Source organism: Pantoea sp. PNA 03-3, assembly GCF_003201175.1.
Classification (GTDB): domain Bacteria; phylum Pseudomonadota; class Gammaproteobacteria; order Enterobacterales; family Enterobacteriaceae; genus Pantoea; species Pantoea stewartii.
Window position 1 is genome coordinate 331,690 of sequence record NZ_QICO01000003.1, and the last position, 21,892, is coordinate 353,581.

Below are 21,892 nucleotides of genomic sequence, written 5' to 3' on the forward strand. Positions count from 1 at the left end.
ATTAACGCTCGTTTCTGACGAGCCTGACGGAAGCATGTCACTATGGCTACAATCCATGTAGACGGTAAAGAATATGATGTGAACGGAGCGGACAACCTGCTACAGGCATGTCTGTCTCTGGGCCTTGATATTCCTTATTTTTGCTGGCATCCGGCGCTGGGAAGCGTGGGTGCCTGCCGCCAGTGTGCGGTGAAGCAATTCCAGAACGCTGAAGACACCCGCGGCCGCCTTGTCATGTCCTGTATGACACCGGCGTCCGATGGCACCTTCATCTCAATTGATGATGGCGAAGCGAAAGAGTTCCGTGAAAGCGTGGTGGAGTGGTTAATGACTAACCACCCGCATGACTGTCCGGTATGTGAAGAGGGCGGTAACTGTCATCTTCAGGATATGACGGTCATGACAGGCCACAGCTTCCGCCGCTATCGCTTCACCAAACGTACTCACCGCAATCAGGATCTCGGTCCGTTCATCTCGCACGAAATGAACCGCTGTATCGCCTGCTACCGCTGCGTGCGTTACTACAAAGATTATGCCGACGGTAAAGATCTGGGCGTGTATGGTGCGCACGACAACGTGTATTTTGGTCGTCCGGAAGACGGCACGCTGGAAAGCGAGTTTTCCGGTAACCTGGTCGAAATCTGCCCGACCGGCGTGTTCACCGATAAAACCCACTCCGAACGCTATAACCGTAAATGGGATATGCAGTTCGCGCCAAGCATCTGTCAGCAGTGCAGCGTAGGCTGTAACACCAGCCCCGGTGAGCGCTACGGCGAACTGCGTCGTATCGAAAACCGCTATAACGGCAGCGTTAACCACTACTTCCTGTGCGATCGTGGTCGCTTTGGCTACGGTTATGTCAATCTGAAAGATCGTCCTCGCCATCCGGTCCAGTTGCGTGGCAACGACAGCGTGAAACTGAATGCCGAGCAGGCCGTTAACGCCGGAGCCGATGTCCTGCGTCAGGCGAAGCGCGTCATTGGTATTGGTTCGCCGCGTGCCAGCATCGAAAGTAACTTTGCTCTGCGCGAACTGGTCGGTGCGGAAAACTTCTCTACCGGTATGCCCGCGGGCGAACAGGCGCGTCTTGAACTGCTGCTGAAAGTGCTGCGTGAAGGCGGCATTTATACGCCTTCACTGCGCGAGATCGAGAGCTACGACGCGGTGCTGGTGTTAGGCGAAGACCTGACACAGGTTGGCGCACGCGTGGCCCTGTCAGTGCGTCAGGCAGTAAAAGGCAAAGCCCGCGAAATGGCCGCTGCGCAGAAAGTCGCAGACTGGCAGATCGCCGCGATCCTCAATATCGGTCAGCACGCTAAGCATCCGTTATTTGTCACCAACGTCGATGAAACCCGTCTGGACGACATCGCGGCGTGGAGCTACCGTGCCCCGGTTGAAGAACAGGCGCGTCTTGGCTTTGCGATTGCCCACGCGCTGGACGACAGTGCGCCAGCCGTCAGCGATTTCGACAGTGCGCTGAACGGTAAGCTGGATGTGGTGGTACAGGCGCTGGCCGGTGCCAAAAAACCGCTAATCATTTCCGGTGTGCATTCAGGCAGCAGTGCCATGATCGAAGCGGCCGCGAACGTGGCCAAAGCCCTGAAAGCGCGCGGTGCAGACGTCGGTATCACCCTGCTGGCTGGTCATGCTAACAGCATGGGCCTGGGCCTGATGGGTGGCAATACGCTGGATCAGGCACTGGAACAACTGCAGAACGGCGAAGCCGATGCGGTCGTGGTGCTGGAAAACGATTTGTATCGCCATGCGCCAAAAGCGCAGGTCGATGCGGCGCTGAACCATGCGGCTAACGTGATTGTGGTCGATCATCAGCGCACCGCCACGGTGGAAAAAGCCGGACTGGTGCTTTCCGCCGCCAGTTTTGCCGAAAGCGACGGTACGTCAATTAACCATGAGGGCCGCGCACAGCGCTTCTTCCAGGTGTACGATCCTGCCTACTACGATAACAGCATTGTGATGCTGGAAAGCTGGCGCTGGTTGCACTCGCTGCACAGCGCGCTGGAAAGCCGTCACGTTGACTGGACGCAACTGGACCATGTCATTGATGCCGTTGTGGCAAGTCTGCCACAGCTGAAAGGGATCAAGGATGCGGCGCCGGATGCCAGCTTCCGTATTCGTGGTCAGAAGCTGGCGCGTTCTCCGCATCGTGCCAGTGGGCGTACTGCTGCGCGCGCGAATATCAGCGTGCATGAGCCGCGTCAGCCGCAGGATCAGGACACCATGTTTGCCTTCTCGATGGAAGGGAACAACCAGCCGAGCGCACCGCGTTCGCAAATTCCGTTTGCGTGGGCACCAGGCTGGAACTCACCGCAGGCGTGGAACAAATTCCAGGATGAAGTGGGCGGGAAACTGCGTCATGGCGATCCCGGTGTGCGTTTGTTCGAAGCCAGCGATGCGCAGCTTGCCTGGTTCAGCAGCGTGCCAGAAGCCTATGCCACGCAAGGTCAGTTCCGCGTCGCGCCTTACTACCAGTTATTCGGAAGTGAAGAAATGACGCAGCGTGCGCCGGTTATCCAGCAGCGCATGTCGGCACCAACCCTGGTTCTGAACCCGGAAGATGCCGCGAAGCTGGGCGTGAATAACGGTGCAGCAGTGGAATTAACCTGTGCAGGTGAAACCGTACGTTTGCCAGTGCGTTTCTCGGCTTCTTTGCAGGCAGGGCAGGTTGGGCTTCCACTCGGTATGCCGGGTGTCCCGCCCTTCCTGGCGAATGCAAAAATTGATTCTCTGCAGGAGGCGGCGCAATGAGCTGGTTAACACCGGATGTTATCGACATTCTGATCGCCATTGGTAAAGCGCTGGTGATTTTGCTGGTCGTGGTGGCCTGCGGTGCGTTTATGAGCTTCGCCGAGCGTCGTTTGCTCGGCCTGTTTCAGAACCGCTATGGGCCAAACCGTGTGGGCTGGGGCGGATCGTTGCAGCTGGTTGCTGACATGATCAAGATGTTCTTTAAAGAGGACTGGGTTCCCCCGTTCACCGATCGCTTTATCTTTACGCTGGCGCCGGTCATCGCGTTTGTTTCCCTGCTGCTGGCCTTTGCTATCGTCCCGGTTTCACCGACCTGGGTGGTGACCGATCTCAATATCGGGTTGCTGTTCTTCCTGATGATGGCGGGCCTGGCTGTGTATGCCGTGCTGTTTGCGGGCTGGTCGAGTAATAACAAATACTCGCTGTTAGGTGCGATGCGTGCCTCTGCGCAGACCTTGAGTTACGAAGTGTTCCTGGGTCTGTCACTGATGGGCGTGGTAGCGCAGGCGGGCTCGTTCAACATGACCGATATCGTCAACAGTCAGACGCATCTGTGGAACATCATCCCGCAGTTCTTTGGGTTTGTGACCTTCTGTATCGCGGGCGTGGCCGTTTGTCACCGCCATCCGTTTGACCAGCCCGAAGCCGAGCAGGAACTGGCTGACGGTTACCACATTGAATATGCCGGTATGAAATTTGGTCTGTTCTTTGTCGGCGAATATGTCGCGATTACCACCGTTTCAGCGCTGATTGTGACGCTGTTCTTTGGTGGCTGGCACGGGCCTTTCCTGCCGCCGTTCATCTGGTTCGCCCTGAAAACGGCGTTCTTTATGATGATGTTCATCCTGATTCGTGCTGCGCTTCCGCGTCCACGCTATGACCAGGTGCTGTCGTTCGGCTGGAAAGTGTGTCTGCCGTTGACGCTGTTGAACCTGCTGGCGACCGCCGCAGTGATTCTTTATACAGCGCAGTAAGGGGTAACAAATGACGTTAAAAGATATTGTCGTAGGCTTCGGCACGACAGTGCGCAGTATCTGGATGATTGGCATGCACGCCTTCGCGAAACGCGAAACCCAGATGTATCCAGAAGAGCCGGTCTACCTGCCACCGCGTTACCGTGGCCGTATTGTGTTGACCCGCGATCCTGATGGTGCAGAGCGTTGTGTTGCCTGTAACCTGTGTGCGGTAGCCTGTCCGGTAGGCTGTATTTCGCTGCAAAAAGCGGAAACCAAAGACGGCCGCTGGTATCCAGAGTTCTTCCGTATCAACTTCTCACGCTGCATTTTCTGCGGCCTGTGCGAAGAGGCCTGCCCAACCACCGCTATCCAGCTGACGCCGGATTTCGAACTGGGCGAGTTCAAGCGTCAGGATCTGGTATACGAAAAAGAAGACCTGTTGATCTCGGGGCCGGGTAAATATCCGGAGTACAACTTCTACCGTATGGCAGGTATGGCAATTGACGGTAAAGATAAGGGTGACGCAGAGAACGAAGCGAAACCTATCGACGTCAAAGGCTTACTACCTTAAGGAGCAGGGCATGGAATTTGCGTTTTATCTTTGCGGACTGGTGGCGGTGGTGACGACGTTGCGCGTGATCACCCACACTAATCCGGTACATGCGTTGCTGTACCTGATCGTTTCGCTGTTATCGGTGGCTGGCGTCTTCTTCTCTCTGGGTGCCTACTTTGCAGGTGCGCTGGAAATTATTGTGTATGCCGGTGCCATCATGGTGCTGTTCGTGTTCGTTGTGATGATGCTTAACCTGGGCAAAGCCACACAGAAACAGGAGCGTGAATGGTTAAGTCCGTCGTTGTGGATTGGTCCGGGCCTGGTTTCGTTGCTGCTGCTGGCAGTGATGATCTACGCCATCATGACGGCACATGACCAGGGCATTGACGGCAAAATTATCGATGCGAAAGCGGTGGGCATCAGTCTGTTTGGCCCGTATGTGCTGGCGGTTGAACTGGCATCAATGCTGCTGCTGGCCGGCCTGGTTGTGGCTTTCCACCTCGGCCGCGAAGAGCGCCAGGGCGAAGTCCTGAGCAACCGTTCAAACGATGCCGCGCAGGCGAATAAGGAGCAAGCATGATTCCCTTACAACATGGATTGATTCTGGCGGCGGTGCTGTTTGTGCTGGGGCTGACCTCGCTGGTGTTGCGCCGTAATCTGCTGTTTATGCTGATAAGCCTGGAAATCATGATCAATGCCGCGGCGCTGGCGCTGGTTGTTGCAGGCAGCTACTGGGGACAGGCTGACGGTCAGGTGATGTATATTCTGGCTATCAGTCTCGCCGCAGCGGAAGCCAGTATTGGGCTGGCCCTGCTGCTTCAGCTCTATCGTCGTCGTCAGACGCTGAACATTGATACTGTGAGCGAGATGCGCGGATGAACCTTCTCTATTTAACTGTCTTATTTCCGCTAATCGGCTTTCTGCTGTTAGCGTTCTCCCGTGGCCGCTGGTCAGAAAACTTGTCCGCGACCGTGGGCATGGGATCGGTCGGGCTGGCTGCGCTCACCACGGTGTTTGTGGGTTTCGACTTCTTTGCCCACGGGCAGCAGGTCTTCACTCAGGCGCTGTGGACCTGGATTCATGTCGGCAATTTTAATATTCAGGTCAATCTGACGCTGGATGGCCTGTCGCTCACCATGCTGTCGGTGGTGACCGGTGTCGGCTTCCTGATCCATATGTTCGCCTCGTGGTATATGCGTGGAGAAGAGGGATATTCACGCTTCTTCGCTTATACCAACCTGTTTATCGCCAGCATGGTTGTTCTGGTTCTGGCGGATAACCTGATGCTGATGTATCTGGGTTGGGAAGGGGTAGGGCTGTGCTCCTATCTTCTGATCGGCTTCTATTACAGCAATCCGGAAAACGGCAAGGCGGCGATGAAGGCATTCATCATCACGCGCGTCGGTGATGTCTTCCTGGCATTTGCGTTGTTCATCCTTTACAACGAACTGGGTACGCTCAACTTCCGCGAAATGGCGGAGCTGGCTCCGGCACACTTTGCGGCGGACAACCACATGCTGCAATGGGCCACGCTGATGCTGTTGGGTGGCGCAGTAGGTAAGTCTGCGCAGCTGCCGCTTCAGACCTGGCTGGCCGATGCGATGGCAGGTCCGACGCCGGTTTCCGCGCTGATTCACGCCGCCACCATGGTGACGGCAGGGGTTTACCTGATTGCCCGCACCCACGGCCTGTTCCTGTTGACGCCTGAAGTGCTGCATCTGGTCGGCATTATCGGTGCGATTACGCTGGTACTGGCGGGTTTTGCTGCTCTGGTCCAGACGGATATCAAACGTGTACTGGCTTACTCCACCATGAGTCAGATCGGCTACATGTTCCTGGCGCTGGGTGTGCAGGCGTGGGATGCCGCCATTTTCCACCTGATGACCCATGCCTTCTTTAAAGCCTTGCTGTTCCTGTCCTCAGGTTCGGTTATCCTGGCCTGCCACCACGAGCAGAACATCTTTAAGATGGGCGGACTGCGTAAAAGCATCCCACTGGTGTACACCTGCTTCCTGGTCGGCGGTGCTGCCCTGGCCGCATTGCCGCTGATTACCGCCGGTTTCTACAGTAAAGATGAAATCCTGTTTGGTGCACTGGCGAACGGCCATTTGAACCTGATGGTCGCGGGTCTGGTAGGGGCGTTCCTGACCTCAATCTACACCTTCCGCATGATCTTTATCGTCTTCCACGGCGAAGAGAAAATCCATGCACACGCGGGCAAAGGCATTACCCATCATCTGCCACTGATTGTGTTGCTGGTGCTCTCAACGTTTGTGGGGGCATTAATTACCCCACCGCTGGCGGGCGTTTTACCGGCCAATGAGTTTGGTGAGAACGGTAAAGTCACGCTGGAGATCGCGTCCGGCCTGGTCGCGGTTGCGGGCATCGTTATCGCCGCTGCCCTCTGGCTGGGCAAGCGTCAGCTGGTCAGCAGCGTGGCCAACAGTGCGCCGGGCCGTTTCTTCGGCACCTGGTGGTTCGCCGCCTGGGGCTTTGACTGGCTCTACGACAAAGTCTTTGTCAAACCGTATCTGGGCATTGCGTGGTTGTTAAAACGCGATCCTCTTAACGGCCTGATGAACCTGCCTGCGTTGCTTTCACGTATCGCCAATAAAGGTCTGGTGGTCAGTGAAAACGGGTATTTGCGCTGGTATGTCGCGTCGATGAGCGTTGGTGCCGTCGTTGTGCTGGCGCTGCTGCTGGTAATTTAAAGATTGATGAGCGGGTAGGTGTGAAAACTTACCCATTAAGAATGTCAAAGATTGTCTGATGTAAGGGCGTAATCGGCGCAGTCCGTTTTGCCACCGCCAGCGCACAGCAACCGGAGCGTACTGAAGTACGTGAGGATTGCGAGCACTGCCGGGGGCGAAACGGGCAAGTGAGATAGCCCGAGCCAGGACAAAAAAAAGGGAAGTATGCCGTGTTATTACCTTGGCTAATTTTCATACCCTTCTTCGGTGGTTTCGTCTGCTGGCTCACCGAGCGCTTCGGCGCGAAGGTGCCTCGCTGGATCGCACTGATCACCATGGGGCTGACGTTGGCGCTCTCGCTGCAACTCTGGTTGCAGGGGGGCTATTCACTGACGCAGGCAGCGGGTATTCCGCAGTGGCAATCGAGCTTCTCAGTACCCTGGATTCCCCGTTTCGGCATTAATTTCCATTTAGCGCTTGATGGCCTTTCGCTGTTAATGGTGGTGCTGACCGGACTGCTCGGCCTGATGGCAGTGCTGTGTTCCTGGAACGAAATTGAAAAGTATCAGGGCTTCTTTCATCTGAACCTGATGTGGATCCTGGGCGGCGTTATCGGCGTGTTCCTCGCCATTGACATGTTCCTGTTCTTCTTCTTCTGGGAAATGATGCTGGTGCCGATGTACTTCCTCATCGCGCTGTGGGGACATAAAGCATCGGACGGTAAAACCCGTATTACCGCCGCGACCAAATTCTTTATTTATACTCAGGCATCCGGTCTGGTGATGTTGATTGCGATTCTGGCGCTGGTGTTTGTTCACTACAACGCCACGGGCGTCTGGACGTTCAACTACGAGCAGTTGCTGAAGACGCCAATGTCGCACACCGTGGAGTACCTGCTGATGCTGGGCTTCTTCATCGCGTTTGCGGTGAAAATGCCGGTTGTCCCGCTTCATGGCTGGCTGCCTGATGCGCACAGTCAGGCTCCGACCGCAGGTTCAGTTGACCTGGCGGGTATCCTGCTGAAAACCGCCGCCTACGGCTTACTGCGCTTCAGCCTGCCGCTGTTTCCAAACGCCTCGGCAGAGTTTGCACCGATCGCGATGTGGTTAGGGATCATCGGGATTTTCTACGGTGCCTGGATGGCGTTCTCGCAGACGGATATCAAACGCCTGATTGCTTACACCTCGATTTCGCACATGGGCTTTGTCCTGATTGCGATTTACACCGGTAGCCAGTTGGCCTTCCAGGGCGCGGTTGTACAGATGATCGCGCACGGCCTGTCAGCAGCGGCGCTGTTTATCCTGTGCGGACAGCTGTACGAACGTCTGCATACCCGTGATATGCGTCAGATGGGCGGTTTGTGGTCGCGCATCAAATGGATTCCAGGGTTATCCCTGTTCTTTGCTGTCGCCAATCTGGGTATGCCAGGTACGGGTAACTTCGTCGGGGAATTCATGATCCTGACCGGCAGTTTCCAGATCGTTCCGGTCATTATCGTGATTGCGACCTTTGGCCTGGTTTTCGCCTCGGTCTATTCGCTGGTGATGATGCAACGTGCCTACTACGGTGAAGCGAAATCGAAAGATCCGCTGCCGGGCATGTCGGCGCGTGAATTCCTGACCATTGGGGTGCTCGTGGTCCTGCTGGTGCTGCTGGGTGTTTATCCTCAGCCGATTCTGGATACCTCACATGCTGCAATGAGCAATATTCAGCAGTGGTTTACCGCTTCAATTTCAACTACAAGGCCGTAATTCGCCATGACAATAACTCCTCAACAATTGATCGCGTTGCTGCCGCTGTTAATCGTCGGATTGACGGTGGTGGTTGTGATGCTGTCCATTGCCTGGCGACGCAACCACTTTGTTAACGCCACGCTAACAGTGGTTGGCCTGAACCTGGCACTGCTGTCACTGTATTTTGTCGGTCAGGTTGGCGCGATGGATGTCACGCCGCTGCTGCGTGTAGACGCGTATTCGATGTTCTATACCGCCCTGGTGATGCTCGCCAGCCTGGCAACCTGTACTTTTGCCTATCCGTGGCTGGCCACGTTCCCGGACAACAAGGACGAGTTTTATCTGCTGGTTCTGATTGCTGCACTGGGCGGTATCGTGTTGTCAGCGTCTAACCACCTTGCATCACTGTTTATCGGGATTGAACTGCTGTCACTGCCGTTGTTTGGTTTGATTGGTTACGCCTTCCGTCAGAAACGTTCGCTGGAAGCGGCCCTGAAATACACCATCCTGTCGGCGGCGGCATCGTCTTTCCTGCTGTTTGGTATCGCGCTGATTTACGCTGACTCGGGCAACCTGGGCTTCGTCAGCCTGGGGAAAAGTCTGACGGACAGCATGATTCAGGAGCCGCTGCTGCTGGTCGGTCTGGGCATGTTGATTATCGGTCTGGGCTTTAAACTGTCACTGGTGCCATTCCATCTGTGGACGCCGGACGTTTATCAGGGCGCACCCGCACCGGTTTCTACTTTCCTTGCCACCGCCAGCAAAATTGCGATCTTCGGCGTTATCATGCGCCTGTTTATGTACGCGCCGGTGACCGACAGCGAAGCCGTACGGACGGTACTGGCCGTGATTGCCTTTGTCTCCATCCTGTTCGGTAACCTGATGGCGATTTCGCAAAGCAATATCAAGCGCCTGCTGGGTTACTCTTCTATTGCGCATCTGGGGTATCTGCTGGTCGCGCTGATTGCGGTGAAAGATCATCAGCTGTCGCTGGAAACCGCAGGGGTTTACCTGGCCGGTTACCTGTTCAGCAGCCTCGGCGCGTTTGGTGTGGTAAGCCTGATGTCCAGTCCTTATCGTGGCCCGGATGCCGATTCGCTTTACTCCTATCGCGGGCTGTTCTGGCACCGTCCGATTCTGTCGGCCGTGATGACCGTGATGATGCTGTCGCTGGCGGGTATCCCCATGACGCTGGGCTTTATCGGTAAATTCTACGTGATTGCCTCTGGCGTGAGCGCCAACCTGTGGTGGTTGACCGGTGCGGTGGTGGTCGGCAGTGCGATTGGTCTTTACTACTATCTGCGCGTTACCGTCAGTCTTTATCTCAGCCCGCCTGAATTGCTGAGCCGCGATACGCCAGCCAACTGGGCCTTCACCGCCGGTGGCGTGGTTGTCTTGATCTCCGCGATTCTGGTGTTGGTGCTGGGCGTTTATCCGCAGCCGTTAATCAGACTGGTGCAGATGGCCCAGCCGCTGATGTAATGTCACGCTGTTGCGATCAATCAGGCCTTCGGGCCTGATTTTTTTTGTCTGAAAATCGACACAGGTGTTTTTTGCATAGCCTTCGCAATATCACGTCGCGTCCGCTTTTCTCTTCGTTTTCATTCTGCATCTTCATTCTGTTTCCACAGTTTCGTGCTGAAATGGGGCGAACAGATAAGGGGGAGCATTGCTTATGGATCGCCGACATTTTCTGCTGGGGTGTACCGCAACGCTGCTGACGGCAAAAAGCACACTGTCATTCGCCGCGCAGGCCGCTGTCGCCCAAACCGTTATTCCCCTCTGGCCCGGCCCGCCACCCGGCGGTGGCGGGCCAGAGGGGCCGGTTGAGACATCGCCGGGTGGTGCAGAGCGTCATATCGCCGTACCCACCTTAACCGTCTTACGACCGGGCATGGGGAACGGTCATGTTGTCCTGATCGCCGGCGGTGGCGGCTATAAACGGATAGAAATGGCAAAAGAAGCCTGGCCCGCGGCTCGCTGGTTAACGGCGCGCGGCTACACTGCGGCGATATTACGTTATCGTCTGCCGTCTGAACACTGGGGCGATGGTAACCGGGTTGCCCTGCAGGATGCGCTGCGTGCCCTGCAACTGGTCAAAGCACAGGCAACAGGGTTAACGGTGCTGGGGTTTTCGGCCGGTGCGCATTTGCTCGGGATGGCCATCAGCCCGATGGGCGCGCGCATGGGGGCGGTGACAGAGGCACAGGACAGCGCACCTGTTCAGGTTGACGGTGCCGCGCTGATTTATCCCGTCATTACGCTGGAAGCGCCTTATACGCACACATCCACTCACCGCGTTTTGCTGGGGGCGCATCCTACGGCGGCAGAAGACGCCGCCTGGTCGGTGCAGAATACGGTGACAGCAGCATCACCGCCTTTTTTTCTGGTGCAGGCCGAAGATGACCCGATATCCGATCCCCACAACACGCTGATCATGGCGCGAGCCTGTCAGCAACATCACGTAAATGTGGAGATGATCCGCTACCCAACCGGCGGGCACGGTTTTGGTATGGGGAAACCCGGCACACCCACCATGGCCTGGCCTGCGCGTTATCAACACTGGCTGCAAAGCCGCTAGCAGGCTACAGTGAGGGGGCGGTTATTGAATGAGGATGAGACATGCATATCAGTTGGCTGGATCTGCACCAGCAGGCATTAAGCGTCCCGCAGCTTTATGCAGTACTGGCGTTGCGCTGTGAAGTCTTCGTCGTGGAGCAGCAGTGCGCCTATCTGGATGTGGATGGTCAGGATTTGCAGGGCGAGAATCGTCACCTCCTCGGCATGGCGCAGGATGACCTGCTGGCCTATGCGCGCATCCTGTCGCCCCGGCGCGCCGAGACAGAGGTAAAAATTGGGCGCGTCATCATCTCCAGCAAAGCCCGTGGCCTGAATTTAGGTAACCAGTTGATGATGCAGGCGATAGCCAGCTGTGAACAGCACTGGCCAGGGCATGCACAGTTTCTTTCTGCCCAGGCGCATCTTGCGGGGTTTTATCAGCGTCACGGTTTTTTGGCGGTCAGCGACAGCTACCTTGAGGACGGTATTCCCCATATTGATATGCGCAGAGCAGGGGGAAATAAACCGCGCTAACGGCCTGACGGTTTTATTCCTCCCTCAGCCTGTCGCGTGTTCTTTTCACGTACGCAAAAAAAATGCATCCCGGCGCCAGGCCTGAGATGCATTATGTCGTGAGATGGCCGTGTTAGCTGACGGTCATCTGGCGATCGTCAACGTATTTACGCTGGTCTGGCGGGGGCGGCACATACTGATAGAGCCACGTTTCGCTCAGCGTTTCGTCTTTGGTGCGCAGGAACAGACGCATCTCAACGGGCTGTACGCTGTCGCTGTCAGGATACCAGTCAAAGAGGATACGGTACCCTTTGATCGGCTCAACATACAGAATCTCAACCTGCTTAAAGGTGCCGGAGGACACGGTAATCACCGGTTCAATGCCCTTTGGTGCGGCGGCCTGCAAATCGCCGCCGATAAAGTCGACAGCAAAACGACGGCACCACACATCCGGGAAGTGCTCGCCTGGCGCCCAGCCTTCGGGGAAGCCACCGATGCCGGTGCGGGTTGCATCCACACGCGCCAGTTGGCTCTGTACGGGCGGCAGTGCGCTCCAGTAGAGTTTGTACGAAAAGCTGAACGCGTTGCCCGCTTTGATCGGTTCGGCGGGCTGCCAGAAGCAGACGATGTTATCGAGCGTTTCACCGGTCGTGGGGATTTCCATCAGGTTGATGGCACCTTTACCCCACTTACCAACCGGTTCCACCCACAGGCTTGGCCGCTTGTTATACCAGCCAATCACGTCCTGATAATTCTCAAAGTCATGATCAAGCTGAAGCAGACCAAAACCACGCGGGTTTTCATCTTCGTAGGCGTTGAACTGCAGGCGCTGAGGGTTATTCAGCGGACGGGCAATCCATTCCCCTTTCCCGCTCCACATTGCCAGACGATCGGAGTCGTGAATCTGGGGATGGTAGGTGTTACACATCCGACGCTCGTTGGTGCCGCAGCTGAACATACTGGTCATCGGCGAAATGCCTAACTGACGAATATCCTTGCGGGCAAAGAGATGATTCTCAATGTCCATCACCACGCGTTCGGCTTCGCAGTGAATCACAAACTTGTATGCGCCGGTGATGCTGGCCCCATCCAGTAAGGCATAGCAGGTGAAGGTCGTGTCTTCGGCTTTCGGCGTTTCAAACCAGAACGCCGTAAAGTCCGGAAACTCTTCCTGGCCATTACTGAAGGTGTTAATGGCGACGCCACGCGCGGACAGCCCGTACTGGTAAGTATCATCGACAGCACGGAAGTAGCTGGCACCGAGAAAGGAGACGATATCGCGGCGGGCCAGTTCGGGTTTTTTAAAGGCACGGAAGCCCGCAAACCCCAGATCGGTTTTGCCTTCCAGCTGCTTAGTGTCGACTTTCGCATCGTTGTAGTTAAACAGCTCGGTGCGGAAGTGGATTTCGCGTGCCTCACGGCTGGCACTGTCGACGGAAAACATGCGGATGCGGCGTTTAAAGCCCATGCCGACGTGGAAAAACTGCACATCAAGCTCGCGATTCGGAATGTTGTTCCACAGCGAGTGATTAGCATCGTACTGAATATCGTTGTAAGCCTGCGGCGTCAGGTTAGCCAGCGTTTGCGGCAGCGGGCCCGGTGGACCACCCCACGGCTTTTTGGCCAGTGCGGCCGCGTTCTTTTTTAACTCGTCGAAATCGAAGCGCACTGCGATTCCGTCAGCAATGCCATCATCTGCCCAGGCGGATTGCGCGAATAGCGTTGATAAGCCTGTCATACCGCTCACCGCGGAGAAGGCCATTGACGCTTTCATAAACATTCTTCGATTCATGCCGGAGATCATTCCTTAGCTTTTCGAGTTTGTTGTGACTGTCGTGTCGAAGCACAGAGCCTGATTATTACAGGCAACAGCAGGGTACGACAGTCGGCTTAGAGAAAAATTCAGTTCGCTGAAAATTTATCAGATAAATCAAATAAACGAAGCGAAATTGCTGTAAGCAAGTCATCTCTTACACTTCTTTGCGTAATCACAGCCTGCCATAAGTTGACGCGCGTGCGCTTTCCTTGCGCCGATTTTCAGGTGATTCCTGGTAAGGGGCCGCGCAAAGCCCTCATTTATGGCTATAGTTAACCAGGTGCATTGCAATTCACATGGAGGAAATGATGGTAAAACAGACTGAATCTTTCGACACGGGCTATGACGACGATATCGCACTGCTGACTGAAACGCTGGAAGAAGTGCTGAAGTCATCAGGTGATCCGGCCGATCAGAAATATATCGAACTGAAAACCAAAGCTGAACGCGCGCTGGAAGATGTTAAATCACGTGTCAGCCAGGCCTCAGATAGCTATTACTACCGTGCCAAACAGGCCGCGTACCGTGCTGATGATTACGTCCATGAAAAACCGTGGCAGGGCATTGGCATCGGTGCTACTGCAGGGCTGGTATTAGGCCTGCTGCTGGCGCGTCGCTAATCTCAATCGCCTAAAACGGGCAGGCGCTGTCCTGTCCGTTCTCCCTTTCTGGTTCTTCCGCACTTCTGTCACCTGCCTGAAAATGCCGTTACCCGGTTAATTCCTGCCCGCAGATTGTGTTTTGTTCAGGGGCTTTCTAAAGTAAAGCGACAGGCACAAGGAGAATGAATGTGATAAGAGTTGAAATGCTGTCCACGGGCGATGAAGTGTTACATGGACAAATCGTCGATACCAACGCCGCCTGGCTGGCTGATGTGTTATTTCAACACGGGCTGCCGATGACCAGCCGGACTACGGTGGGTGACGCAATGTCGTCGCTGGTGGAAACGCTAAAGGCCCGCAGTCTTGAGGCGGACGTGCTCATCGTGAATGGTGGACTGGGGCCAACCACTGACGACCTTAGCGCCCAGGCCGCGGCCAAAGCGAGCGGGGTAGGGCTGGTGATGCAGGAAGCCTGGCTGGAAACGATGGAAGCCTGGTTCGCCAGCCGCGGACGGGTTATGGCTGAGAGCAACCGTAAACAGGCAGAAATTCCCGCTAACGCCGAAATGCTGGATAACCCGGTCGGCACCGCCTGTGGCTTTGCCCTGCAACTCAATCGCTGCTGGATGTTCTTTACGCCAGGCGTTCCCTCTGAATTCAAGGTAATGGTCGAACAACAAATCATTCCGCGTCTGAAAGCGAAGTTCGACCTGCCTGAACCGCCCGTTTGCCTGCGGCTGACCACCTTTGGCCGGGGAGAAAGCGACATTGCGAATGAACTGGAACCCTTGCCGCTGCCGGAGAACGTGCTGATGGGCTACCGTTCTTCCATGCCGATTATCGAAATCAAACTTACGGGGCCAGCCGAACAGCGCGTCGCGATGGAGCAGGTCTGGCAGCAGGTACGTTTGTTGCTGGCCGAGTGTACGATATTTGAAGGCACTGAGGGGCTGCCTGCACTGCTGGCGCGGGAACTGCATCAACGTCACTGGCGGCTGGCGATCAGCGAACAGTACACCGCAGGGTTACTTAACTGGCAACTGGCTTCGGCTGACGTACCCCTGAGCGCCAGCGAAATTCTGCCGCAGCAGGACGAGAGTCTGGATGTTCAGGTCATGCGCACCCAGGCACTGGCGACGCGCTTGCAGACTCAGCTTGCCCTGTCCGTCGGCAGTCTGAGCGAAGACGCGATCTCTGTGGCGCTCCATACACCGGAAGCGACCTGGGGACAACGTGTTAAATTCAATAGTGGTCGTCACAACCTGGAAACCCGTCAGAAAGTGGTGGCGATGATGGCAATGAACATGCTGCGGCGCTGGTTACACGGCAGCGAGGTCAGCACAGGGCACGGCTGGATTGATGTGCTTGAAACTATCAAGCATTAAAAATACGGACCGGTGCCAAACGGCACCGACCGCCTTCTTTTCTGTTCCCCCGCCTTTTCTCAACTAACACGCTGTTTAACGCCGTAGCCCCGTCGCCAGGACGGTAAAGGTCGCCGTGACTTTAGCCAGCGTGACCTGGGGCTCAGCGCTGGCGGCCACCCACAAGGCGGCAGTAAACGCCGCACCATTCAGCAAGCGGGCAGCGGCTTCAACATCCACGGGCTTCAGCACGCCGCTCGTGACCATCTCCTCCAGTGCATGTTGGGTTGCGGTCAGGCAGGCGTTCTGGCTGGGCCACAGCGAGGGATCGCCAAGAAAGGCCGGGCCATCCAGTAATACAATACGCTGCACTTCGGGGTCCAGCGCCATCTCGATATAGGCGATACCTTCCGCCAGCAACTGGTTCCAGCTGTCGCCCGCACTGGCCGCGCGCGCTTTTGCACGCTGGGCGATTTCACTGTCGACTTCCGCGACCACAGCGGCGAGAAGGCCACGTTTATCGCCAAAATTGTGATAAAGCGCACCGCGCGTTAAACCAACGCTCGCCGTCAGCTCATCCATGGACGCGGCAGCAAACCCCTTTTCGGCAAAGGCTTTACGTGCGGCGGCAATCAGCTTAAGGCGATTTTCTTCCATTGTGACCGCACGAGGTCGTCCTGCCATGGTTCTCTCCTTTTCGTATACGTTGCGTATCTGAAATTGACATACGGGGCGTATGTATGTTTTATTTCACATACGGGAAGTATATTAAATCATGTCGTCATGAGGCGCATGATTTCCTGATAACAACTCACCAGAGGGTAAAACAATGAGCAATCGTGAAGCAATTTTCCCGGCGGGTCGTCATGCGCTGTATGAAAGGCATGGCTATTCCGCTGCGATCCGCTCGGGCGACCTGCTGTTCGTCTCGGGTCAGGTTGGCAGTCGCACGGACGGATCGCCTGAACCGGATTTTGCTGCTCAGGTGCAACTGGCCTTTGAGAATCTGCGCCAGACACTGGCGGCGGCAGGCTGTTCGTTCGATGATCTTATTGATGTCACCACGTTTCATACCGACCCTGAAACGCAGTTCGCTACCATTATGGAAGTGAAAAAAGCGATATTTCCGCAGCCACCTTATCCTAACTGGACGGCGGTCGGCGTTAACTGGCTGGCAGGATTCGATTTTGAAATCAAAGTCATTGCCCGTATCCCCTGAGTCAGCACCCGGCGAAAAAAAACCGTCATCCGGTTGGGATGACGGTTTTTTTAAACGCTTTGGCTCAACCACTAGAGTTCAAGCTCGATTTCACCTTTCGCCTTACAGCAGCAGGGCAGGATCTCCCCCTGTTCAATAAAGGCCAGCGGGGTTTCCGCGTAGTCGACCTCGCCGCGCAGTAACCGCATACGGCAGGAGCCGCAGTAACCTTCCCGGCACTGAAACTCCACGCACAGGTTGTTGGCTTCCAGCATGGTCAACAGATTAGGATGATCGTCTGCGCACTCCAGTCGGGTGCCGGAACTGCGCAGAATAACAACAGAACGGCTCATCGTTATAACTGGAAGTCGTCGAAGTCGTTTTCGCCCACTTCTGAATCAATCTGACCCACCAGGTAAGAACTGACTTCCACTTCCTGCGGGGCAACCTGAACGTTATCGGACACCAGCCAGGCGTTGATCCAGGGAATCGGGTTCGAGCGCGTTTCGAACGGCAGATCGAGGCCAACCGCCTGCATACGAATGTTGGTGATGTATTCGATATACTGGCACAGGATATCTTTGTTCAGACCGATCATGGAGCCGCCGCTGAACAGGTAATCTGCCCACTCTTTCTCCTGTAAGGCCGCTTTCTTAAACAGCTCGAAGCACTCTTCACGGCATTCGGCGGCAATTTCTTTCATTTCAGGATCGTCTTCACCGGTGCGCAGCAGATTCAGCATGTGCTGGGTGCCGGTCAGATGCAGAGCTTCGTCGCGTGCAATCAGCTTGATGATTTTGGCGTTGCCTTCCATCAGTTCTCGCTCAGCAAACGCAAAAGAGCAGGCAAAGCTGACGTAGAAGCGGATCGCTTCCAGCGCATTGACGCTCATCAGGCAAATATACAGCTGCTTTTTCAGCGCGCGCACGTTAACCGTAATGGACTTACCATTGACCTGATGCGTACCTTCGCCCAGCAAATGCCAATAGTTAGTCATCTCAATCAGGTCATCGTAGTACTTAGAGATGTCCTGCGCACGTGCCAGAATCTGCTGGTTGGTGACGATATCGTCAAACACTACAGACGGATCGTTCACGATGTTGCGAATGATGTGGGTGTACGAGCGAGAGTGGATCGTTTCGGAGAACGCCCAGGTTTCGATCCAGGTTTCCAGTTCCGGAATCGAGATCAGCGGCAGCAGTGCCACGTTCGGGCTGCGTCCCTGAATCGAGTCCAGTAACGTCTGGTATTTCAGGTTGCTGATGAAGATATGCTTTTCATGATCGGGCAGGGCCTGGTAGTCGATGCGATCGCGCGAGACATCGACTTCTTCAGGACGCCAGAAGAACGAAAGCTGCTTTTCGATCAGTTTTTCAAAGATATCGTATTTCTGCTGGTCAAAGCGCGCCACGTTAACGGACTGACCGAAAAACATAGGCTCTTTCAGCTGGTCATTTTTGTTTTGTGAAAAAGTGGAGTAAGCCATAAAAAACTGTCCATGGTAGACGAGGCTCAGCACCGGCCTCGCGGAAAAATGTGGGCGGGAAAGGCTCCCGCCCGACCGTCAGATCTTACAGGCGCCGCTTTCGCAGCCATCATCCTGAATAGAAGGTGCCAGATCGTCCTGCGCATCTTCCGCACCATCACGGGTGTTTTGGTAGTAGAGCGTTTTCACGCCAAACTTGTAGGCGGTCAGCAGATCTTTCAGCAGTTGCTTCATCGGCACTTTGCCATTCGGGAAGCGCGACGGATCGTAGTTGGTATTTGACGAAATCGCCTGATCGATGAATTTCTGCATTACGCCAACCAGTTGCAGGTAGCCATCGTTGGACGGCATATCCCACAGCAGTTCGTACTGATCTTTAAGACGCTCATACTCCGGCACCACCTGACGCAGGATACCGTCTTTAGACGCTTTAATACTGATATGGCCGCGCGGCGGTTCGATACCGTTGGTGGCGTTTGAAATCTGCGACGAGGTTTCAGACGGCATCAGGGCAGAAAGCGTCGAGTTGCGCAGGCCGTGGGTTTTAATCTGCTCGCGCAGGGTTTCCCAGTCCAGGTGCAGCGGCTCGTTGCAAATCGCATCCAGATCTTTCTTGTAGGTATCAATTGGCAGCACGCCCTGTGCATAGGTGGTTTCATTGAACCACGGGCAGGCGCCTTGCTCTTTAGCCAGCTCATTTGAGGCTTTCAGCAGGTAGTACTGAATGGCTTCAAAGGTTTTGTGCGTCAGGCCATTCGCGCTGCCGTCGGAGTAGCGCACGCCGTGCTTCGCCAGGTAGTAAGCAAAGTTAATGACGCCAATGCCCAGCGTACGACGACCCATCGCACCCCGTTGCGCGGCCGGAATCGGGTAATCCTGATAATCCAGCAGTGCATCCAGCGCGCGTACAGCCAGCGTGGCCAGCTCTTCCAGATCGTCCAGGCTGTCAATCGCACCAAGGTTAAATGCTGACAGCGTACAGAGCGCAATCTCACCGTTTTCGTCGTTGACGTCATTGAGCGGTTTAGTTGGCAGCGCAATTTCCAGACACAGGTTCGACTGGCGCACTGGCGCAATACTGGCGTCAAACGGGCTGTGTGTGTTGCAGTGGTCAACGTTCTGGATGTAGATACGGCCGGTAGAGGCGCGTTCCTGCATCATCAGCGAGAACAGATCCACCGCTTTCACACGCTGCTTACGAATGCTGCTGTCTTGTTCGTATTTGGTGTAAAGACGTTCAAATTCGTCCTGATCGGCAAAGAACGCATCGTACAGGCCAGGTACGTCTGACGGGCTAAACAGCGTGATGTCCTCGCCCTTCAGCAGGCGCTGGTACATCATTTTGTTGAGCTGCACACCGTAGTCCATGTGACGCACGCGGTTACCTTCCACACCACGGTTGTTTTTCAGGACTAACAGGCTTTCCACTTCCAGATGCCACATCGGATAGAACAGCGTTGCTGCGCCGCCACGGACGCCGCCCTGCGAACAGGATTTCACCGCCGTCTGGAAGTGCTTATAGAACGGGATACAACCGGTATGGAAAGCTTCACCGCCGCGAATCGGGCTGCCCAGCGCGCGGATACGACCCGCGTTAATACCAATACCTGCGCGTTGTGAAACGTATTTCACAATAGCGCTGGAGGTCGCGTTGATGGAATCCAGGCTGTCGCCACATTCAATCAGGACACAGGAACTGAACTGACGGGTTGGCGTACGCACTCCCGACATGATTGGCGTCGGCAGGGAGATCTTAAACGTGGAAATCGCATCGTAGAAACGCTTGATGTAATCCATCCGGGTCGCACGCGGATAGCCTGAGAACAGGCAGGCCGCCACCAGAATGTACAGGAACTGGGCGCTTTCGTAGATCTCACCGGAGACGCGGTTCTGAACCAGATATTTGCCTTCCAGCTGTTTCACGGCCGCGTAGGAGAAATTCATGTCGCGCCAGTGGTCGATGAAGCCGTCCATCTGCTCGAACTCTTCACGGCTGTAGTCTTCCAGCAGATGGCGATCGTATTTACCCAGGTCAACCATCTTAACGACCTGATCGTACAGCGCGGGCGGCTCAAACTGGCCGTACGCTTTTTTACGCAGGTGGAAGATCGCCAGACGGGCGGCAAGGTACTGATAGTCAGGGGCATCGCGAGAAATAAGGTCTGCAGCGGCCTTGATGATCGTTTCATGGATGTCAGAGGTTTTGATGCCATCATAAAACTGAATGTGGGAACGCAGCTCTACCTGTGAAACCGACACATTGTTCAGCCCTTCAGCTGCCCAGTCGAGGACACGGTGAATTTTGTCGAGATCAATGCGCTCCTGGCGGCCATCGCGTTTAGTAACGAGCAGACTTTGGTTCATGTCGCGTTTTTACCTTTGCGTGAGTATCCAATAATTAAAAGAAATCCCGATTTATACACAGCATATTCATTGTGAATAATGTTGTGGATAAACACTACATCTTGGGGTTGTCGAAGATAAGTATAACAATATGGAGGCTTATTCTAGTATTTTGCTGGCGCTTAACAAGAGGAAAAAATGATGTCTGCGGGGGTTGTATTTTCTGCGGGTTTTCTTAGGCCGCGTCTCGTAAGGCCGCAGGTCTTGTCAACCAGTCTGAGAAAATATTGCGATTTATGATCGACCGCTGATTTTTCAAACATTGCGCGACTTTTTCCAGCATTGGTCTATGCGAAAGCCTGTTTTGAGCCATAGCCGTCGTGCCACAGGGCTTAACGCGTAGCGCCAGGGAGGATAGCGTTTTGTGATGACAGTGGGATGACAGCAGCGTGGGCAAAGCCGCACGCTGCACAGGAATTACGCCTCGCCGTGATGCGTGTGGATCATGTAGTTCACGTCCACACCTTTGCCCAGACGGAACCGATCGGTAAGCGGGTTGTAGTGCAGGCCCGTCATGTTGCGTTCACGCAGCGGGGTTTCATCCACCCAACCCAGCAGCTCAGAGGGACGGATAAATTTCTTCACATCATGCGTCCCACGCGGCACCATGCGCAGGACATATTCCGCACCGAAAATCGCCATCAGCCAGGCTTTGGGATTACGGTTAATGGTCGAGAAGAACACCTCGCCACCGGGTTTAACCAGCTGCGCGCAGGCGTGCACCACCGAACGTGGATCCGGCACGTGCTCAAGCATCTCCATGCAGGTCACCACATCGTACTGGCCTGCATGCTGGCTGGCATGCTCCTCGACCGTTTGTTGCACATAGTCGAGCGTCACGCCGCTCTCCAGCGCATGCAGTCGTGCCACCTCAAGTGGCTCCGCGCCCATATCCAGCCCGGTGACGATTGCACCTTCCCGGGCCATGCTTTCCGCCAGGATACCGCCACCACAGCCGACATCGAGCACTTTTTTACCGAACAGCCCGTGACTGTGTTGCGCAATGTAGCCCAGCCGCAGGGGATTAATACGGTGCAGCGGTTTAAATTCGCCCTCCAGATCCCACCAGCGCGAGGCAACGGCCTCGAACTTGGCAATTTCCTGTGCATCGACATTGTGCTGAGGGTTCTGTGGTTGTGCATTCATTGAATCGTGACTCCTGACAAAATGTGACATCAGTATAAACGCTTAACTTATCATGGCGCACCTTATCAACATGAGTAAAAGCACCTTAATAAGGTGGTTAACGTTCA

At 55.2% G+C, this 21,892-nt stretch carries 19 protein-coding genes; 13 read left to right on the forward strand and 6 right to left on the reverse strand.

The window, feature by feature from the left end:
• The first annotated feature begins 42 nt into the window (after positions 1–42).
• From nuoG to C7433_RS11465, 10 genes are all read left to right on the forward strand, one after another.
• A complete protein-coding gene (gene nuoG / locus C7433_RS11420; protein ID WP_054633420.1) occupies positions 43–2,766 on the forward strand; it encodes an NADH-quinone oxidoreductase subunit NuoG in 2,724 nt (907 codons plus the stop codon).
• Positions 2,763–3,740 (forward strand): NADH-quinone oxidoreductase subunit NuoH, encoded by a 978-nt coding sequence (gene nuoH / locus C7433_RS11425; protein ID WP_033740629.1) that lies wholly within the window; start codon positions 2,763–2,765, stop codon positions 3,738–3,740. The genes nuoG and nuoH overlap by 4 nt, the downstream gene beginning before the upstream one ends.
• A gap of 10 nt (positions 3,741–3,750) precedes the next feature.
• Positions 3,751–4,293 carry an NADH-quinone oxidoreductase subunit NuoI gene (nuoI, locus tag C7433_RS11430; protein ID WP_006120020.1) on the forward strand — a complete coding sequence of 181 codons (543 nt, stop codon included), beginning with the start codon at positions 3,751–3,753 and terminating at the stop codon, positions 4,291–4,293.
• Between the two features lie 10 nt (positions 4,294–4,303).
• A complete protein-coding gene (gene nuoJ / locus C7433_RS11435; RefSeq protein WP_006120019.1) occupies positions 4,304–4,855 on the forward strand; it encodes an NADH-quinone oxidoreductase subunit J in 552 nt (183 codons plus the stop codon).
• Complete coding sequence (gene nuoK / locus C7433_RS11440) at positions 4,852–5,154, forward strand: NADH-quinone oxidoreductase subunit NuoK (protein WP_028724970.1); 303 nt, start codon at positions 4,852–4,854, stop codon at positions 5,152–5,154. Before nuoJ ends, nuoK begins: the two co-directional genes overlap by 4 nt.
• A complete protein-coding gene (nuoL, locus tag C7433_RS11445) occupies positions 5,151–6,986 on the forward strand; it encodes an NADH-quinone oxidoreductase subunit L (protein ID WP_033740625.1) in 1,836 nt (611 codons plus the stop codon). Before nuoK ends, nuoL begins: the two co-directional genes overlap by 4 nt.
• A 209-nt stretch (positions 6,987–7,195) precedes the next feature.
• Positions 7,196–8,716 carry an NADH-quinone oxidoreductase subunit M gene (gene nuoM / locus C7433_RS11450; RefSeq protein ID WP_033740623.1) on the forward strand — a complete coding sequence of 507 codons (1,521 nt, stop codon included), beginning with the start codon at positions 7,196–7,198 and terminating at the stop codon, positions 8,714–8,716.
• Between the two features lie 6 nt (positions 8,717–8,722).
• Complete coding sequence (gene nuoN / locus C7433_RS11455; protein WP_006120015.1) at positions 8,723–10,180, forward strand: NADH-quinone oxidoreductase subunit NuoN; 1,458 nt, start codon at positions 8,723–8,725, stop codon at positions 10,178–10,180.
• A 193-nt stretch (positions 10,181–10,373) separates the two neighbouring features.
• Positions 10,374–11,279: an alpha/beta hydrolase gene (locus C7433_RS11460; protein ID WP_110268196.1), complete on the forward strand. Its 906-nt coding sequence runs from the start codon at positions 10,374–10,376 to the stop codon at positions 11,277–11,279.
• 41 nt (positions 11,280–11,320) lie between these two features.
• On the forward strand, positions 11,321–11,791 hold the full coding sequence (locus C7433_RS11465; protein WP_110268197.1) for a GNAT family N-acetyltransferase: 471 nt from the start codon (positions 11,321–11,323) through the stop codon (positions 11,789–11,791).
• Between the two features lie 112 nt (positions 11,792–11,903).
• Here the strand turns inward: C7433_RS11465 and C7433_RS11470 are convergent, their stop codons facing one another.
• Entirely contained in the window at positions 11,904–13,562 is a 1,659-nt protein-coding gene (locus tag C7433_RS11470; protein ID WP_006120012.1) for a glucan biosynthesis protein D, read from the reverse strand.
• 332 nt (positions 13,563–13,894) lie between these two features.
• Here C7433_RS11470 and elaB point away from each other — a divergent pair, with 332 nt between their 5' ends.
• Complete coding sequence (gene elaB, locus C7433_RS11475) at positions 13,895–14,206, forward strand: stress response protein ElaB (protein WP_033740963.1); 312 nt, start codon at positions 13,895–13,897, stop codon at positions 14,204–14,206.
• 170 nt (positions 14,207–14,376) lie between these two features.
• The gene (locus tag C7433_RS11480) at positions 14,377–15,573 is read left to right on the forward strand and encodes a nicotinamide mononucleotide deamidase-related protein YfaY (RefSeq protein WP_110268328.1); all 1,197 of its coding nucleotides are present in this window, start codon (positions 14,377–14,379) and stop codon (positions 15,571–15,573) included.
• A 75-nt stretch (positions 15,574–15,648) separates the two neighbouring features.
• Here the strand turns inward: C7433_RS11480 and C7433_RS11485 are convergent, their stop codons facing one another.
• Complete coding sequence (locus C7433_RS11485) at positions 15,649–16,236, reverse strand: TetR/AcrR family transcriptional regulator (protein WP_110268198.1); 588 nt, start codon at positions 16,234–16,236, stop codon at positions 15,649–15,651.
• Positions 16,237–16,381: 145 nt separating this feature from the next.
• Here C7433_RS11485 and C7433_RS11490 point away from each other — a divergent pair, with 145 nt between their 5' ends.
• Entirely contained in the window at positions 16,382–16,771 is a 390-nt protein-coding gene (locus tag C7433_RS11490; RefSeq protein WP_039339659.1) for a RidA family protein, read from the forward strand.
• 71 nt (positions 16,772–16,842) lie between these two features.
• On the opposite strand, the gene yfaE is transcribed toward C7433_RS11490, so the two are convergent.
• From yfaE to ubiG, 4 genes are all read right to left on the reverse strand, one after another.
• Positions 16,843–17,103 (reverse strand): class I ribonucleotide reductase maintenance protein YfaE, encoded by a 261-nt coding sequence (gene yfaE / locus C7433_RS11495; RefSeq protein ID WP_006120007.1) that lies wholly within the window; start codon positions 17,101–17,103, stop codon positions 16,843–16,845.
• Between the two features lie 2 nt (positions 17,104–17,105).
• A complete protein-coding gene (gene nrdB, locus C7433_RS11500; RefSeq protein ID WP_006120006.1) occupies positions 17,106–18,236 on the reverse strand; it encodes a class Ia ribonucleoside-diphosphate reductase subunit beta in 1,131 nt (376 codons plus the stop codon).
• 78 nt (positions 18,237–18,314) lie between these two features.
• On the reverse strand, positions 18,315–20,600 hold the full coding sequence (nrdA, locus tag C7433_RS11505) for a class 1a ribonucleoside-diphosphate reductase subunit alpha (protein ID WP_033740614.1): 2,286 nt from the start codon (positions 20,598–20,600) through the stop codon (positions 18,315–18,317).
• Between the two features lie 456 nt (positions 20,601–21,056).
• Complete coding sequence (gene ubiG / locus C7433_RS11510) at positions 21,057–21,785, reverse strand: bifunctional 2-polyprenyl-6-hydroxyphenol methylase/3-demethylubiquinol 3-O-methyltransferase UbiG (RefSeq protein ID WP_033740611.1); 729 nt, start codon at positions 21,783–21,785, stop codon at positions 21,057–21,059.
• Between the last annotated feature and the right edge of the window lie 107 nt (positions 21,786–21,892).